This is a genomic window from Acinetobacter sp. 12966, from assembly GCF_031196995.1.
Classification (GTDB): domain Bacteria; phylum Pseudomonadota; class Gammaproteobacteria; order Pseudomonadales; family Moraxellaceae; genus Acinetobacter; species Acinetobacter geminorum.
On record NZ_JAVIMC010000094.1, the window covers coordinates 87,760 to 104,686 of the forward strand.

Here is a 16,927-nt window from a genome sequence, read left to right on the forward strand (position 1 = left end):
AAATTAGGACCACGGCCACCCTTCGCAAGGGTTATTAAATAAAACGTGTATATTTCCCAACTCTTCATTTGTTAAATAGCCATTCTTATTTTCATCTAAATAATGAAATAGCTCTGTCTGCTTGTTTTCACCTTGAAAACGCTTATCACTCGGCCAGTTATAAGGATAAAAGTCTTCAACCCGTTGAAATTCTTTTTGGCTATACATGCCATCATGATTTAAATCATATTTTTCCTGAAAAAGCTCCCAATCTAAAGAAGCAGGCTCACATGCACTTACCATATTCAAAACACAGTAAGTTGCACATCCAGCAAGTAACCTAATAGTTAGATTGCTCATGATTATTCACTTGTATATCGGAAATTTTATAATCCTTTTCATGAACCGGAGTACCCACAATACTCATGGTCCGCTCATTTGCTGATTGTTGTTTACTCGTCGTTCTCATCTCACATCCTGTAGTTAAGATGAGAAAAACTACAGAAATGCTCACCATTAGTTTTTTCATAACGTGCTCCTCATTTCTTTTTGTTTTATTTATTAAGTTACCACTTTTAAAGTATTTAAGTGCTAAAAAAGATATTTCAATTTGTATGTATTTTACGCAAAAAATAAAGCCAGACTATAAGTAGCTGGCTTTGGATTTTGTAGATATTTTAATTAAAGAATAATCATTTGAAGAAAATTAATTTTAAACCCAATAAAGTCACAATACTTCCAGCAACTCGATCCACCCCTGTTTTTGCTTTTAAGTACATTTTTCGAGGCTTCTCTGAAGATAACAGCATCGCAACACATGAATACCAACCAGCATCAATCATAAAACAAATCACTGGCAATGCGACATAGTAATAATTTGGGATTTCTTTTGGCAGCAAAGCAGTAAACACACTTGCTAGTACGACTGCAATTTTCGGGTTACTTAACTGCGTAATAAGGCCATAACGATATGCTTGTTTATAGGTCATTTTTGATTTGCCATCATTCTCCATGGCAATTGGTTCTTTGGCATGTTTAATAATTTTAAAAGCCAGCCAAAGCAAATATAGCCCACCGCCAATTTTTAAAATTAAATAAGCAGAAGGTACTGCTAATAAAACTGCTTGTAATCCCATAACAGCTAATAGCCCAAAAAGCGCTGCGCCCGTCCCTGTTCCCAATGCTGTAAACAAACCGTGTTTACGTGATTTAGAAATTGAATTTTGCGCTACATAAATAAAGCTTGGCCCAGGGCTTATTGCTCCAAGCATCAATGCCATCGCAATTGAAAAAAGAGGAATAAGGGACTCAAACATTGTATTGACCTAGCATCACGCAATTGCGCGGTATTCTAACAGCTTTTTATGACGCATATAAAAATGCAGAAAATTTATATGATAAAAATTGAATTTTCATGTTTTTACAATTTATATCTTCAAAACGGACAAAAATGTCCGTTAAATATATAACCTTTAGAACTCCCCAACCGATGATATGAGTAAACGTCAAAAAATTGCTGCTCATAATCGAGATGAATTACTCAATGCAGCCGAAGAATGTTTTCGTATTCATGGCATTAATGTCCCCTTACAAGTTGTGATTGACCATGCTGATGTAGGCAGAGCAACGTTCTACCGTAACTTTTGCGACCGCAAAGCTTTAATTAGTGCGCTTTTAGAACGTGCGATTACACAGCTAGAGCAAAAAGCTGCTCATTTTCAACAATTCGAGGATGGTTTATTTCGTTTGATTGAGGGACATATTGCACAACTTCCTAAACTTGCAATTTTGCAAGATTTTTGGAGAGTAATTGATCGACAAGATCCAATTATGTTAAAAATTTATGAACGGCGAAATAATGCACTTAACCCACTGATTGAAAATGCGATAGAACAAAAACTGTGCCGAGCTGATTTCACTGCCAATGACTATGCAATGGTCACTGCAATGTTAGGTTCTTCATTTCAAGGACATGAGCCAGAAGAACAGACTCGCTTAGCAAAACGAGCAATTGAATTACTATTTCATGGTATTCAAATACAAAAAATTCGAGGGATAGAATGAGTAAAACGCCTCGTTATTTGGAAACACCACCCGACTGGACGCCAGAAGAGCAACCGACTCTACCTGGTTCACCAGCAGCTATTGCTCACTCTGTACCTAAACGATTTATTTACTTTTTTATTGGTTTATTTATCGCTCTTTCGGCAAGCTTAAGTAATGGTTTTATTACGGCAAATTTACCTTTAATTCAAGGTGAGTATGGACTAACCCCTTCCGAAGCTGCTTGGCTACCTGCTGCATATGTCATGGCAAATGTCAGCTCAAACTTAATTTTATTTAAGGCCCGTCAACAGTATGGCTTGAGAGTATTTTCAGAAATAGGGCTAGTGATTTTTATTGCGGTTCTTGTTTTGCATATTTTTGTACATACCTATGAAATGGCCCTATTTGCGCGGGTTGTAGCTGGTTTAGCTGGTGCGCCATTAAGCTCACTAGGTATGTATTACACCATGCAAGCTTTTAAAAAAGCAGATATGGCAAAAGGAATATATATTGCGTTTGGTTTTCAGCAATTAGGTGTTCCCCTCGCCTGGATTATTTCTCCATTTCTTGTAAATACAGACAGTTGGTCTGTTCTATATACGTTTGAGCTCGGCTTAGCACTTTGTTGTTTAGCCATGGTTGTTTCATTGAAATTACCACGTAGCTTAAGAATTTATGTTTTTGAGAAGCAAGATTTCTTTACCTTTGCCTTATTGGCCCCAGGTTTTGCCTGTTTATGTATTGTGCTCACGCAAGGCCCAATTCTCTGGTGGTTTAATAGTGAATGGCTTGCTTACGTCTTAATTGCAGGTTTTAGCTTAGTTGTTTTGGGTTTGCTCTATGAGCACTATCGCGCCAATCCATTAATTATGACACGCTGGTTGGGTGCCGCTTCGACCCTACGCTTCATTTTTGGTGCCTTTGCCATTCGTCTTTTAATGTCAGAACAAAGCTATGCAGCTGTTAATTTCCTAAAAACTATGGGAATGGGGCCTGATCAGTTTGTTCCACTCTATGTTGTCATATTGGTGGGGATTTTAAGCGGAACACTATTTAGTGCTCTAACTTTCTCACGCGAACGAATTATCTTCCACTTACTTTTTGCAGAATTTTTAATTCTGGTCGCTTGTGGTCTAGATTATCACTTAACTAGTGATGTTCGACCTATGAACTTCTTTGCAAGTCAGTTCTTAGTCGGTTTCGCAGGGGGATTATTTATTGGGCCGTTACTGCTTATTGGCTTTGCACAAACTTTAGCAAAAGGTCCTTCCTATGTAGTGACTTTTATTGTCTTGTTCTCTGCAACCCAAACCTTCGGTGGTCTTGTCGGGTCTTCATTCTTCTCGACCTATCAACAACACCGCACTCAAAACTATCAAGTCGAGATCATAAAAGATTTAGAACAAGCCGACCCGTTGGTTGCTCAAAGGCTTTCTACCTATCAGCGTAGTGCAGCCATCACAACAAATGACCCAGCATTACAAACAGCTCAATCCATGCGTTCACTTAATCAAGTGGTCACTCGTGAAGCCCAAGTACGTGCCTACAATGATGTGATTGCATTAAACGGTATTTTTGCCGTCGCCTTACTCTTGTGGGGGGGATTTAATATTGCACGTAGTAAATATCTACAGCGTAGAGGAATTAGCCGTCCTTAATGGCTTTCGTTTTTGGTGAAATAGAAATTGAGATTAATATATGTCAGATGATCAAAATAAACCGGACCAAACGCCTGTTCAGGCACCTGCCAACGAGCCTGCACCTGCAAGTAAACTAATTCCCACAAAACGCTCAACTCTATTCTGGATGTTAGGTGTTCTTATTATCGGTATTTTAGTAATTTTATGGGCATGGAGAATCGGACCTTTCGCAACGAATGTTCAGCAAACTGACAATAGTTATGTTAAAGGTAAAACAACGATTTTATCGTCACAAATAAATGGCTACGTGAAAGATGTATTAGTTAAGGACTTTGACCACGTAAAAAAGGGCCAAGTGTTAATGCATATCGATGCAACTACTTACGACCAAAAAGTAGCTCAAGCAGCTTCTGGAGTTGAACAAGCTAAAAATACTTTAGCCAATCAAACTCAGTCTATTGCTCAAAAACAAGCTGATATTGTGGCTGCACAAGCAAAAGTTGAACAAGTTAAAGCTCAATATGAACTTTCTTTAGCACAGCTTAGACGCTATCAACAGTTAGGAAATAGTGGAGCAGCTTCTAAAGCTGAGCAAGATAAAGCCGCAGCAGATGCTGAAAATAACCTTGCAGCACTGAAGCAGGCAGAAGCCAATGTTCTAGTTGCCAAAGAAGCACTTAAAACAGCACAAGTGGCAGAAGCAGGTTTAGAAGCACAAGTTTCCAGTGCTAAAGCACAACTAGATCAGGCACAAACTACCAAAGACTATAGCGTTATTGTTGCTCCAATGGATGGGCAACTTGGCGAGGTGAACCCTCGTGTTGGGCAATACGTGGCAGCAGGGTCACAATTACTCTATCTGATTCCACAACAAACTTGGGTGATTGCCAACTTTAAAGAAACCCAAATTGCCAATATGCGAATTGGCCAGAAAGCATGGTTCACAGTCGATGCCATGAAACATAAAAAATTTACAGGACATGTTGAACAGATTTCGCCTGCTGCGGGTTCTGAGTTCAGTGTGTTAAAACCTGACAATGCAACAGGAAACTTTACCAAAGTGGTTCAAAGAATTGCCGTACGCATTACCATTGATCCAAATCAGGAAGGAATGGAACACTTACGCCCTGGCATGTCAGTAATTACTTCTGTCGATACAAATTCGTAAACAGCTTTTTAAAGCTCTATTTAAAAAGCTACAATGTGATCAATCATTATTTTTCTCAATTTCTAATGTTTGATCACATTGCCCAACCTGTTTCCTATCAGCACATTGAACTCCCCTCTTTAGTTCATCTCGACATTAAGCGTTTAGATTTAGTTCATCCTCAAATTTCGGGCAATAAGTTTTATAAATTAAAATACAATTTGCTTGCCGCAAAACAACAAGGTTTATCGAGCATTTTGACTTTTGGTGGCGCTTATTCCAACCATATTGCCGCGACTGCCTATGCCGCTCATCTTTTTGGCTTAAAAAGTATAGGAATTATTCGTGGTGAAGAGTTAGCTGACAAACCTCTGAATCCAACCCTAGCAAAAGCTCAAAGCTTAGGAATGCATCTACTTTTTGTCTCACGCAATGAATATCGCTTACGAGATGATGCAAACTATCTTCAACAATTAGATCATCAATTTCCTAAAACTTTCATTATTCCCGAAGGCGGAACCAATGAATTGGCTGTTCAAGGTTGTCAGGAAATTCTCAGCCAAAGCGATTTAAATCAATATGATGTGATTTGCTGTGCAGTTGGAACGGGTGGAACGATTTCGGGTCTTATTGAAAGGAGTTCAGCCGATCAGAAAGTCTTAGGATTTTCAGCATTAAAAGGCAACTTTCTACAACAAGATATTCAGCAATGGACCAAAAAACAGAATTGGTCGCTGACAGATTCATACTGCTGTGGCGGATATGCGAAAACTTCACCTGATTTATTGGCATTTATAGAAAATTTTGAAGAGCAACATACCGTACCACTTGAACCGATCTATACGGGAAAGATGATGTTCGGTCTGTTTGATCTTATAAAGAATAATTACTTTCCTGAAGGAACTCGCATTCTGGCAATTCATTCTGGTGGTTTACAGGCAGATATAAGAAATAAATCACATTAATAACTGACTATCTTTTAGGTCGTATTGTTCACTACCGTGGTAAATGTCTTTAGCATGACTAAGGCTCGGCATGGTAGTATATGCCCCTTTTTAAATTTTCACGATTAATCGAGAATCTCTTATGTCTAACAGTCATGTTGATGTCATTGTCTTAGGTGCAGGTGCTTCTGGACTCATGTTGGCTGCACATGCTGCTAAACGCGGACGCTCGGTTTTAATTTTAGAAAAAGCCAATAAAATTGGTAAAAAGATTTTAATGTCAGGTGGAGGTAAGTGTAACTTTACCAACCTATATATAGAGCCTGACAACTATATTTCTCATAATCCACACTTCGTCATTTCTGCTCTATCACGTTATAGCAACTGGGACTTTATTGGACTGGTATGTGATTATGGCATTGCCTATGAAGAACGAAAACACGGGCAATTATTCACGCTAAACGGCGCTAAAGAAATTTTAGAGATGCTAGTGAGTGAATGTGATAAAACTAATAACGTTAATATCCAAACTCAATGTGAAGCTGTACAAATTGATCCATTAGAAAAAGGCGGTTTTACTGTACACACAAATCAAGGCCGATTTAGCTGTGAGTCATTAGTGGTTGCTACAGGTGGTTTATCCATTCCAACTTTGGGTGGTTCTGGATTTGGCTATGAACTGGCACAAAAGTTTGGACATCAGGTTTTACCAACTCGTGCAGGGTTAGTCCCATTTACCTTTTCAGATCATATTAAAGAAGTCACTACACGCCTAAGTGGCAATGCTTTAGATGTGACTCTAAGTAACTCGAAAAATAGTTTTACTGAAGCATTATTGTTTACGCATCGCGGCTTGAGTGGACCAAGTTCCCTACAGCTTTCAAACTATTGGAATACTGGTGAAAGTTTTAAAATTAACTTTTTCCCAAGCCAAGATTTAGCAACTTATTTAAAAGATAAAAAGAAAGCACAACCTAAAGTTCTATTACGCACCCTTCTTAGTGAGTTTACTGCGAAAAGTATTATCCAAGAGCTACAACAACTTATATGGTCAGAGCAGAGCGAAACAGCGATTGGTAATATCAGTGATGTACAGCTAGATCATATTGCCGAACAGTTACACGGCTTTACTGTCAAACCATCAGGTACAGAAGGATATCGTACTGCCGAAGTTACTTTAGGTGGAATTGATACAACCGAAGTATCTTCCAAAACCATGGAAAGTAAAAAGCAAAAAGGATTGTTTTTTATTGGCGAAGTACTTGATGTAACTGGCCATTTAGGAGGCTATAACTTCCAATGGGCTTGGTCTTCCGCTTATGCAGCAGCACAATACGTTTAAATGATGAATAAGCTAATTTGACGCTTTCGAATCATTTGACGATTTTTCAGAATTACGCGTATGAGTTGTTGCCTGTTTTGATGAATTAGATTTGTTAAATACAAACTTATAAGCACTTGCTAAAAAACCTACGGTAATTCCCGCAATGACAATCGGTGCTAAAAAACGACCTGGTTTCTTCATCGTATTTTCCTCACTTATTTCTTTTTATAATGGCCCAAAAAAAGTTCGACCACTCAATATAGAGTGGTCGAACTTATCACAAAAATCAAAGATTTTTTGTACGGTTTATCTGAAAATTAGTTTTACTTACTAAATTTCGTCATTTTCTCCAGTAGATCCAAACGGCTTGTTTACTGGTGGTTCTGTTGGATTTACTTGTGCAGAATCAGCAGGTTTCGCATCAGATGAAACTGTTGACGGTGACGTTGTAGTCGTTGGTGCAACTGTAGATGTTGACGAACTAGTAGTCGCAGATGGACTAGCCGTAGTAGAAGGTGGTTGGTACAGAGGATTTGGTTCATTCGCTTCTTTTTTAGCTTTATCTAACAAATCACTCAACAGTCTTTCTGCTGGTTGGCGACCACCTAAACCAAATGCAAGAGCGAAAGCAACTGCAACTGCGCCTAGAGTCAAACCAAATGCAAGATTAACGATTGAATCTGCAATACCCATCGCTCTTAAACCAAGTGCAAGTACGAGACCAATAATTAACACACGAACTAAACTACCTAACCAACGCGAGCTATTATATTCGCCACGTTGAACCACGTTCGCCACAACATTGGCAAGCCAGAAACCAATAACCAAGATTACAGCGCCCAATAGAATGTTTGCACCGAAATGGATAAACATTGCGATTAGACCACTAATTTGATCGAAACCAAGACGATCCGCAGCTTCAGAAACTGCAAATAGCATAGTAAAGAATACAATTAGCCAGCCAACTGCATTAGAAACTTTAGTTTGACCTAAAAAGCGTTGTACATCTAACTTTGCAGGAATTTCATCAACACCTGTACCTGCAATTAATTCAGCAACTAAGCGGCCAACAAAACGAGAAACAATATAAGCAACCAGTAGAATTAAACCAGCAGCAATAATGTTTGGAATCGCCTGCAAGATTTCATTAAGCATTGCTGTTGCTGGCTGAGAAATTGTCTCAATGCCTAAAGCTTCAAACGCTACAATCAATGTTGTAATAATGATGATTGCGAAAACAAATGAACCTAAGAATTTGCCTACGTTAGAACTCTTAAAAAGACCAATTTTTTCAGCTTGAGCCTGAACACCTAAGCTATTTACTAAACCTTCAACAATACCGCGTACAATTTTTGCCAAGATATAACCAACAAAAACGATAACGCCAGCAATAAAGATATTAGGTAAGAAGGCTACTGCTTCATTTACCATATTCTGAACTGGAATCAGTAAGCCTGTTAATCCTAATATTGAAAGAACAATTGGAAGGAAAAGTAACAATACAAGCCAGTAAAGAATCTCACCGATATTTTGGCTAATTCCACCTACACCAACTTCTGTACTGAGCTTATCGTCAAGTTGGGTTCTGGATAAAACATTGGTAACCCCTGCTCGCACCAGTCGAGCAACGATCCAACCAATAAAACCCACCACCACAGCAGCAATAATATTTGGAATATAGACGAGTACCTGATTCACCATATTGCTGAACGGGCCACTTACTCCACTAATGTTAAGTACATTAAGAGCTGCGACAACCGCTAAGATTAAAATAAACCAGAATATGACTTTTGAAATCAGGCCTTCTATATTTGGGGCTCGACCAGTGGCTGAAGATAGTTTGGCATTGGTATTTACTTTTTGTAGAAGCTTTTTCACACCTGCCGCTACTAATAAAGCAATTATCCAACCCACTAATAAGATCACTATTGCAGCCAGAATTGGATGAAACTGATCCCAGTAATACATTGCATCAAATTGAGCGCCGCGAGGCCCATCAAAAAATTCATTCATATTGTTATGTCCTCAATTGTTCTGTTCTTTTCAGTGTTATCTCTAGGAAACACCATTCGTTGTAAAAAATGACGATGAATGCGGTCTATCTCACATTATGTTTTGAATATTTTCTAATCAACACACTTCTGCATAAATACAACAAATTGATGCAAAAGGTTGCAAAAAAGCCTTCAGGTCTTCACCTAAAGGCTTGATATCAAGATATACTGGTTAAATTATTACCTCGTTTTAACCTATATAGGTCTTTAAATTAGAGGCATTTGAAATGACATGTGGCACAGGCTCATGTTGCATAGCTCCTTCTTGTTTAGGCACGTTGCTATGATCAGCTATCATATAAACTACAAGGGCAAGAAGAAAAAGCCCAACAATAATTAAGATATAAACTGGCAATCTTCTTTTTTTCGCAGTTTCTTCAGGACTCGTCACATGAGGTGGTTTTGAAAAATCATGCATCTTCTTTCCCCTCTTCTATTATCATTAACTTATACTCATCATAGCAATTTGCTTTGTTGCATTGTGTGAAAAAGCATTATGCGAAGGTGTCTGTGATTGCAAAACTCTACTTTTAAAATAATAAAAATAGTATAAAATTTAGGCAAAAATATTTAGCCATTTAAAAATAATGACGAGTTATGCTCGAGCTTCTTTAATGTTCTATTTGTAATACAATATGTTTTAGCGCTTACTTTTTATAAAATAGGCTATAATAAGCCCCCTTGTTTTAAAGCTGCTCTATTTTATGATGTATCGTCAGCAAAACGTAACACTTGATCTCGACACTGACGTCACACATCAATGTTATATACATCAGACGAGAGACGAACATCTCATTGGTATTATTGAATTTAATAAGCCAAGTTATGAACTCAAATGGGGTGATTTAGAGTATTTTCGTCGTCGTACTGAAGAATTTTCCGTCATGCCATTTCCTGACTGCATTAATGCCATGATTGTTGATATTCGTAATATCAACATTTTTCTGGACAATGATGTTCCGATTTTACCTTGGCGCTTACTAGAAGAAGACTGTCCTGTTCGCTTAGTCGTTCCACAAGATCGTTTGGAACATTATGCAGGTCTTTTTGAACCAACTTGGCTTTCAACCGATGTAGATAGCGCAATTTCAGAAATTCGCGAATTTATGGATATGTTTGTCCACTAATAAACATATCCATAAAATTAATTTCAAAGTACTTTCAAAATAAGATTTATTACCAGTAATTTTCTACCGCAATATTTCCCTCACCTCGACGATTCATCGTTAATTTACGGCGTTTTAAAGCTTCTTTCGTGTCATCAACCATTTGCGGATTACCGCAAAGCATGACATGGCTTGTAGCAGGGTTCAGTTCTATACCAGCAAATTTTTCTAGTTCGCCGTTTTCAATCAGAATCGGTAAACGCTCATGTAGTGGTGCAGATGGATCACGCGTAATAATTGGAATAAATTTAAAACCGACGTGCCCTTCCCCAAAAGTTTCAGCAGCCTCTTGAATACGGTCGACATAAGCTAACTCAACTGCGGTACGGACACTGTAGACCAAATTAATTTTTTGATATTTAGACCATGTATCGAAGTCTTGTAACATTGATAAAAATGGAGCTAATCCTGTACCCGTTGCCAATAACCATAAATCATGGGGTAAAGGTTGTTGATAACGAGCTAAAGTCAAATAACCATAAGGTATTTTTTCTAAATAAAGCTCGTCTCCGACCTTTAAATGTTGAAGATTTGACGTAAATGCACCGTCTGGTACCACAATCGAAAAAAACTCAAGCGTTTCATCAAATGGTGATGAGACTACCGAATAAGCACGAACAACGAGTTCCTCTCCAACTTTTAGCCCAATACGTGCGAATTGCCCAGCAGTAAATTTAAAATGTGCAGGGCGAGTCATGGTGAAACTAAAAAGAGTTGGAGTCCAGCGGTGTACAGATAAAACTTTTTCTACGCTAAATTTTTCAATTGACATGATTTCAACGTGGCATGAAATAGTGCGCTCATGTTAGCATGACAGCCGAAATAATGAATACTTTTAAACGTTAAGGCTTTTTAAACATGCGCATGACATTACGCCAGTTGGCTGTTTTTGTAGCAGTCGCTCAAGAAGGAACTGTCACCAAAGCCAGCGATGCGGTCAGACTGACGCAAAGTGCAGCAAGTATGGCTTTAGCTGATTTAGAGGATGGCCTTGGTGCTCCTCTCTTTGATCGTTTAGGTAAACGATTACAACTTAATGATTTAGGTCGTTTTCTATTGCCACAAGCCTTAGAGATATTAGGTCGCTGTGAAGCTTTTGAGCAAGCTGCAAAAGGTGAATTGCAAAGTATTGATTTACGTATTGGGGCCACTTTAACGATTAGTGATTACCTCATGCCAGATTTAATGGCAAACTTTTTACAGCATCATCCTAAAGCACATTTGCAATTACAAGTGGGCAATACACGCCAAATGATTGAAGCAGTCAATCAATTCCAACTTGATTTAGCTTTAATTGAGGGATCATGTCATTTACCTCAACTCCAATGTATTCATTGGCGTGATGATGAGCTTGCAGTTTGCTGTGCCCCAAATCACCCGTTAGCACGTTTAAATAGACCTCTAACAGCGCATGATTTTATTCAAGTCGAATGGATTTTACGTGAAGAAGGCTCAGGGACTCGTGAAGTATTTGATAATGCGATATTGCAAGATCTGCCAGACGCGAATATTCGCTTAACCCTAGGTCACAATGAAGCAATTTTAAAAATCGTTGCTGGTGGTTTAGGTATGTCATGTATTTCTAAACTTGCCATTGAACCTTTAATTGAAAAGGAACAATTAGTAATTTTAGATACACCATTCTGGCAGCTTACGCGTCCGCTTTATATGCTGGTACACCGTCAAAAGTATCAAGGTCCAGGCCTCAAAGCATTCTTACAATTCTGTGAAGATCAGGTTTAAAACCTGATTTTCTAATGCCATCGTGAGTCATTTTCACACGGCTCACCGTCATGATTACCATCCATTTTAGTGTTCGGGCAATTTCTTACAAACCAACGTGCCTCTTCTAAAGAATGCATTTGCGTACAATACTCACGCCCATCACAATGAAAAGATGTTGTTTTATCATTTACTCGTTCTGGGGCTGTTTGAGAAGCAACTGTTTGAGGAGTAAATGCTAAAGCCTTTTTCGTTTTCTCAGAAAGTTGAATATCTGGCAATTTACCCAAAGCTGCGCGCTGTTCCTTAATAATCTGCTTCTGTTGCTGTATTAATAATTGCACCTTTTCATGTGATGCACGCTGCTGAGCCTGTTGACGATAGTGCAATACTATAAAAGTCACACACGCAACAATAACCAAGATGCCAACAATAAATATACTGATGTACTCACGTGAACTCAGCTTGAATTTACTGCGTTTAATTTTTCCCCTTTGAACCATATTTCCCCATTCTTGATCTTATTATTCATTTTTAAGAAAATTAAGGGAAATTAATATCTCCCTTAATTCTAAATCACTTAATCTTTCTGAACGCATCAAAACATTTGTCTGATACATACATTACTTAATGTGTTTTTAATGTATTACATTTAGCTCATTATTAACGTCGAAAATTTGACAACAACTCTGTTGTAATCGCTTTATTGTGATCCGCAATTTTATTTTTCTTGGTTTTCGCAGGATTCGGGTCAACACGCTCAATTTTGATCGCTTTAAATTTACCCTGATTATCTGCGGCAAGAAATCTCACTTTTTCATTTCTTTTCGGTTCGCCCTCTGACGCAGGGAAATCAGAAATATGAAAGAAAATATCTCCTTCAGTGGTCTCAATAAAACCAAACCCTTTATCAGCGTTATATTGTTTTACCCTTCCAGTATAAAACTCTTGCTTCATGATCTTTCCCCTACTTTTCCAATCCAGTCGTTGCAATAAATAAAAAAGAGACTCACGATCCCGTTTTTAAAATTATACGGTTGAATGAAGTCTCTTTTTAATGCTATTTCAAAAAATTAATCTTTTTGTACACTACCAAAAATTTTATCGCCAGCATCACCCAAGCCAGGAACAATATAACCTTGTTCATTTAAGCCATTATCAATAGATGCCGTATAAATTTGCACATCCGGATGAGCTGCTTCAACTTTAGCAACACCTTCAGGAGCAGCAACCAACACCATAACACGGATATCTTTACAACCACTTGCCTTTAACACATCAATAGCAGCAACTAACGAATTACCGGTTGCTAGCATTGGGTCAATAATCATCGCAAGACGATTAGCTACATCTGGAACTAATTTTTTGTAATAGGTGCGAACTTCTAATGTTTCTTCATTACGCTCAAGACCTAAAACACTCACTTTTGCGCTTGGAATTAGATTAAGTACGCCATCTAACATACCAATTCCAGCACGTAAAATCGGTACAATCGTTATTTTTTTACCAGCAATACGCTGAGTAGTAACAGTTCCAGCCCATCCATCAATTTCACAATCCACAACTGGCAAATCTTTTGTTGCTTCATACGTCAATAACATAGTCACTTCCTGAGCAAGCTCACGGAAGTTCTTAGTACTGATATCAGCACGACGTAACAAACCTAATTTATGACGAATAAGTGGGTGACGAATTTCTTGAATGGCCACAGATGTTACCTAAAAATATAAAAACGTATTTATTATAATCTTTTTTTAACGCTCAATAAAAAAAAGCCTCCAGATTTGGAGGCTTTTTTGTACACCAGAATTACTGTTGTGAAAGCATGAAATGTAATGGAGATAAAATTTCTGCTTTTAATGCCAAATTAATCATTGGATCTGGGTAAACACCCAAAATAATAACTAATGCAGCAGCAGCTAATACCATTAAACCACCCACTTTTTGTCCCCAATGAGCATCTGCATCAATACGAGGAGTTTCCGGTGGTGTCATGTACATTACAACCATCACACGTAAGTAATAGTACAAACCGATACCACTACCCACAATAATCATTGCAGCTAAGAACCAGTGTTGAGTTGTTACAGCAGCCATTACCACCAAGAACTTACCAATGAAGCCTGCTGTTAATGGAATACCAGCCAAAGACAACATCATGACTGTTAAAGTTGCTGTAAGTACTGGACGACGCCAGAATAAACCACGGTAGTCTGCAAGGCTTTGTGCTTCATCTACGTTGTTATATGGGCTAGACATTAACGCTACTGCACCAAAGGCACCAATAGTTGTTAATACATAAGACACCACATATACAGTTACGCTACCCAGGCTCGCATAAGTCATGCTAATTAAAGCAATTAACAAATAACCAAAGTGAGCAATAGATGAATAACCAAGAATACGTTTTAAGTTAACTTGACGAACAGCGAGTAAGTTACCAACTAAAATCGACAATACAGCAATGATCGTCAAAATAGTTACTAACGAGTTCACCATCATTGCGCCTGAAGCAAGCATATAGCGCACGAACAAACCAATTGTTGCAACTTTAGCAGCAGTCGCTAAGAAAGTTGCCATTGGTGCTGGTGCACCTGCATATACATCCGGTGTCCATTTATGGAACGGCGCAAGCGACAATTTAAATGCAACAGCAAAGATAATAAGTGCTAAACCTAATAACACCATTGGCTGTTTGATTGCTTCAAATAATGCTTGTACAGAATCATAGAATGAAAGCGAACCTGTATATGCATAGATATATGCCATACCCATCAACAACATTGCAGAAGCTGTCGCTGAAAGTACAAGGTATTTAATACCCGCTTCAAGTGAGTTACTACGTTGATAAGTATAAGCAAGTAAGCCATATACAGGAATCGACATTAACTCAAGGCTAATGAAGAACGATGCATAGTGAGAGCTTGCAACCATCAACATTGCACCTGCTACTGAAGCAAGTAACAAAAGATATAACTCTTCGCGGTTGTCTTTATAAGTTTCGATGTAAGCATGAGACAAAGTACAACATGCCAATGCCGCAATCAAAATCATAAATTGATAGAACATGGTAAATGGATCAACCATAAACATGCCCATCACATTTGCCGGTACAAACTTACCGCCAAATACTGCAAATAAAATGTAAAGTGCAGCAAGGTTTAAACCGACAACAGAAGCTGTTGCGATTAAATTATGATTACGCTTAATTGAAATTAACAGCATAACGACGATTGTTGTCAAAGCAACAATCATCACTGGAGCTAAAGGCATAAGCGTAGAAAATGATACTGTGAAGTTCATGATTATTGGATCTCCACATGGTCAAGTTGAGTAGCTGTTTGCTGAACAGTTTCAACGACTTCTTGTACTGGCACATAACTATTGACCAACCACTGCATGCTTGAATGAGATACATCCAAGAATGTTTGTGGGTAGATACCAAGCCAAACGAGACCAATCGCACAAATCATCAAAATACCAACTTCACGAGCAGATAAGTCTTTCAATGGACTAGTGTAATGTTGCTTTTGTTCAGGATTTGGTTCACCAAATAAAGCACGGTGAATCAAGATCAAGCCATATAAACCTGCAAATACAAGGCTGATAGAAGCAAGAATCGTGAAGACAGGATATTTATTAAATGAACCCATCAAAATCAGGAATTCACCAATAAAGTTACCTAAACCTGGTACACCTACAAGAGCAGCAACGAAGAACATCAAGAAAAATGGCAAGTACTGAAGCTGGCCACGAAGACCACCCATTAAACGTAAATCACGTGTATGTAAACGTTCGTAGATTTGACCAGACATAATGAACAATGCAGCTGATGACAAACCATGTGCCAACATCATGATCATTAGACCTTGGAAGGTCAGAATATTACCTGCATAGATTGCAAGTAAGATAAAGCCCATGTGTGAAATCGACGTATACGCAAGTAAACGTTTCATGTCAGTTTGCTGGTAAGCACACCATGCGCCGTAGAAAATACCAATCAAACCGAAAATAATCGCAATGTCTGCAAACTGTGCAGAAGCTGTCGGGAAGAAAGGAATAACAAAACGAAGCAAGCCATACGCAGCTGTTTTAATCAAGATACCCGCTAAGTCTACAGAACCCGCTGTAGGTGCTTGAGCATGCGCATCTGGTAACCAACCGTGTAATGGGAATACTGGTAACTTCACCGCAAAACCGATGAAGAAACAGATCATGAAACCGTACGCTAAGCCTGCAGGTAAATGGTTAGCTACAGCTAATAAATAGTTGTAATCAAAACCGATCATGCCCGTCATCATGTAGCCATAAACTACAAGACCTAGGATACCGATTAACATCACCAGACCAGCAATCTGTGTGTAAAGGAAAAACTTAGTAGCAGCGTAAACACGTGAACGACCGTTTGAACCTTTATGACCCCATAACGCAATCAAGAAGTAGATTGGTACAAGCATCATCTCCCAGAAGAAGAAGAACAAGAACAAGTCAATCGCTAAGAATACACCGATAACGCCACCTAAACTCCATAATAGGTTTAAGTGGAAGAAACCAACGTTCTTTTGAATCTCGCCCCATGAACAACCAACAGCAAGTACACCAAGTAACGCTGTTAATAACACCATGAGTAAAGATAAGCCATCCACAGCTAAGTGAATGCCAATACCGAGTGATTGAATCCACGGTAGATAGAACTCAGCAGACCAAGTTGGGATTTTAGAACCCAACTCGTAGCTATAAGTTCCACTTTGCCAAAGCGCAAGACCTAAGCCCAAAGTAATGAGCATACCAATTAAGGCAATCCAGCGTGGCAAAGTTTTGTCGAGCTTATCGACTAACCAACAAATAAAACCGGCAATGAACGGAACAAGGATCAGCGCGGGTAAAATTAAATTGTTTTCCATT

19 protein-coding genes are annotated in these 16,927 nt (G+C 38.5%); 7 read left to right on the forward strand and 12 right to left on the reverse strand.

The window, feature by feature from the left end:
• Positions 1 to 3: 3 nt before the first annotated feature.
• From RFW85_RS14810 to RFW85_RS14820, 3 genes are all read right to left on the reverse strand, one after another.
• Positions 4 to 339 (reverse strand): EF-hand domain protein, encoded by a 336-nt coding sequence (locus RFW85_RS14810; RefSeq protein WP_032004288.1) that lies wholly within the window; start codon positions 337 to 339, stop codon positions 4 to 6.
• A complete protein-coding gene (locus RFW85_RS14815) occupies positions 320 to 508 on the reverse strand; it encodes an NF038215 family lipoprotein (protein WP_039756269.1) in 189 nt (62 codons plus the stop codon). The genes RFW85_RS14810 and RFW85_RS14815 overlap by 20 nt, the downstream gene beginning before the upstream one ends.
• A 163-nt stretch (positions 509 to 671) precedes the next feature.
• Positions 672 to 1,295 (reverse strand): LysE family translocator, encoded by a 624-nt coding sequence (locus tag RFW85_RS14820; RefSeq protein WP_002120398.1) that lies wholly within the window; start codon positions 1,293 to 1,295, stop codon positions 672 to 674.
• A 178-nt stretch (positions 1,296 to 1,473) separates the two neighbouring features.
• On the opposite strand from RFW85_RS14820, the gene RFW85_RS14825 reads away from it, so the two are divergent.
• The 5 genes from RFW85_RS14825 (at position 1,474) to RFW85_RS14845 (ending at position 7,098) form a co-directional block, all read left to right on the forward strand.
• Positions 1,474 to 2,043 (forward strand): TetR/AcrR family transcriptional regulator, encoded by a 570-nt coding sequence (locus RFW85_RS14825; protein WP_170248405.1) that lies wholly within the window; start codon positions 1,474 to 1,476, stop codon positions 2,041 to 2,043.
• Positions 2,040 to 3,683, forward strand: a complete 1,644-nt coding sequence (locus RFW85_RS14830) for an MFS transporter (protein ID WP_170248406.1) — start codon at positions 2,040 to 2,042, stop codon at positions 3,681 to 3,683. Before RFW85_RS14825 ends, RFW85_RS14830 begins: the two co-directional genes overlap by 4 nt.
• Before the next feature lie 40 nt (positions 3,684 to 3,723).
• The gene (locus RFW85_RS14835; protein ID WP_170248407.1) at positions 3,724 to 4,833 is read left to right on the forward strand and encodes an HlyD family secretion protein; all 1,110 of its coding nucleotides are present in this window, start codon (positions 3,724 to 3,726) and stop codon (positions 4,831 to 4,833) included.
• 65 nt (positions 4,834 to 4,898) lie between these two features.
• Positions 4,899 to 5,777, forward strand: coding sequence for a 1-aminocyclopropane-1-carboxylate deaminase/D-cysteine desulfhydrase (locus RFW85_RS14840; protein ID WP_170248408.1), 879 nt, complete (start codon positions 4,899 to 4,901; stop codon positions 5,775 to 5,777).
• A 121-nt stretch (positions 5,778 to 5,898) separates the two neighbouring features.
• Entirely contained in the window at positions 5,899 to 7,098 is a 1,200-nt protein-coding gene (locus RFW85_RS14845; protein ID WP_170248409.1) for an NAD(P)/FAD-dependent oxidoreductase, read from the forward strand.
• 12 nt (positions 7,099 to 7,110) lie between these two features.
• Here RFW85_RS14845 and RFW85_RS14850 read toward each other — a convergent pair whose 3' ends face one another.
• From RFW85_RS14850 to RFW85_RS14860, 3 genes are all read right to left on the reverse strand, one after another.
• The gene (locus RFW85_RS14850; protein ID WP_002120038.1) at positions 7,111 to 7,281 is read right to left on the reverse strand and encodes a hypothetical protein; all 171 of its coding nucleotides are present in this window, start codon (positions 7,279 to 7,281) and stop codon (positions 7,111 to 7,113) included.
• 129 nt (positions 7,282 to 7,410) lie between these two features.
• The gene (locus RFW85_RS14855; RefSeq protein ID WP_170248410.1) at positions 7,411 to 9,093 is read right to left on the reverse strand and encodes a mechanosensitive ion channel; all 1,683 of its coding nucleotides are present in this window, start codon (positions 9,091 to 9,093) and stop codon (positions 7,411 to 7,413) included.
• 231 nt (positions 9,094 to 9,324) lie between these two features.
• On the reverse strand, positions 9,325 to 9,552 hold the full coding sequence (locus tag RFW85_RS14860) for a hypothetical protein (RefSeq protein WP_170248411.1): 228 nt from the start codon (positions 9,550 to 9,552) through the stop codon (positions 9,325 to 9,327).
• A gap of 289 nt (positions 9,553 to 9,841) precedes the next feature.
• Between RFW85_RS14860 and RFW85_RS14865 the strand changes: the two genes are divergently transcribed.
• On the forward strand, positions 9,842 to 10,261 hold the full coding sequence (locus RFW85_RS14865) for a hypothetical protein (protein ID WP_014205905.1): 420 nt from the start codon (positions 9,842 to 9,844) through the stop codon (positions 10,259 to 10,261).
• 49 nt (positions 10,262 to 10,310) lie between these two features.
• On the opposite strand, the gene RFW85_RS14870 is transcribed toward RFW85_RS14865, so the two are convergent.
• Positions 10,311 to 11,072, reverse strand: a complete 762-nt coding sequence (locus tag RFW85_RS14870; protein ID WP_170248412.1) for a ferredoxin--NADP reductase — start codon at positions 11,070 to 11,072, stop codon at positions 10,311 to 10,313.
• An 86-nt stretch (positions 11,073 to 11,158) separates the two neighbouring features.
• Here RFW85_RS14870 and gigC point away from each other — a divergent pair, with 86 nt between their 5' ends.
• Positions 11,159 to 12,043: a LysR family transcriptional regulator GigC gene (gigC, locus tag RFW85_RS14875; RefSeq protein WP_309171638.1), complete on the forward strand. Its 885-nt coding sequence runs from the start codon at positions 11,159 to 11,161 to the stop codon at positions 12,041 to 12,043.
• An 11-nt stretch (positions 12,044 to 12,054) separates the two neighbouring features.
• Here gigC and RFW85_RS14880 read toward each other — a convergent pair whose 3' ends face one another.
• From RFW85_RS14880 to nuoM, 5 genes are all read right to left on the reverse strand, one after another.
• Positions 12,055 to 12,525, reverse strand: coding sequence for an excalibur calcium-binding domain-containing protein (locus RFW85_RS14880; RefSeq protein ID WP_171545251.1), 471 nt, complete (start codon positions 12,523 to 12,525; stop codon positions 12,055 to 12,057).
• Positions 12,526 to 12,685: 160 nt separating this feature from the next.
• A complete protein-coding gene (locus RFW85_RS14885) occupies positions 12,686 to 12,979 on the reverse strand; it encodes a cold shock domain-containing protein (RefSeq protein ID WP_170248414.1) in 294 nt (97 codons plus the stop codon).
• A gap of 116 nt (positions 12,980 to 13,095) precedes the next feature.
• The gene (gene upp / locus RFW85_RS14890; RefSeq protein WP_002120045.1) at positions 13,096 to 13,731 is read right to left on the reverse strand and encodes a uracil phosphoribosyltransferase; all 636 of its coding nucleotides are present in this window, start codon (positions 13,729 to 13,731) and stop codon (positions 13,096 to 13,098) included.
• Between the two features lie 100 nt (positions 13,732 to 13,831).
• A complete protein-coding gene (gene nuoN / locus RFW85_RS14895) occupies positions 13,832 to 15,325 on the reverse strand; it encodes an NADH-quinone oxidoreductase subunit NuoN (protein WP_002120035.1) in 1,494 nt (497 codons plus the stop codon).
• Positions 15,326 to 15,327: 2 nt separating this feature from the next.
• Positions 15,328 to 16,926: an NADH-quinone oxidoreductase subunit M gene (gene nuoM, locus RFW85_RS14900; RefSeq protein ID WP_002120006.1), complete on the reverse strand. Its 1,599-nt coding sequence runs from the start codon at positions 16,924 to 16,926 to the stop codon at positions 15,328 to 15,330.
• Position 16,927: the final 1 nt, after the last annotated feature.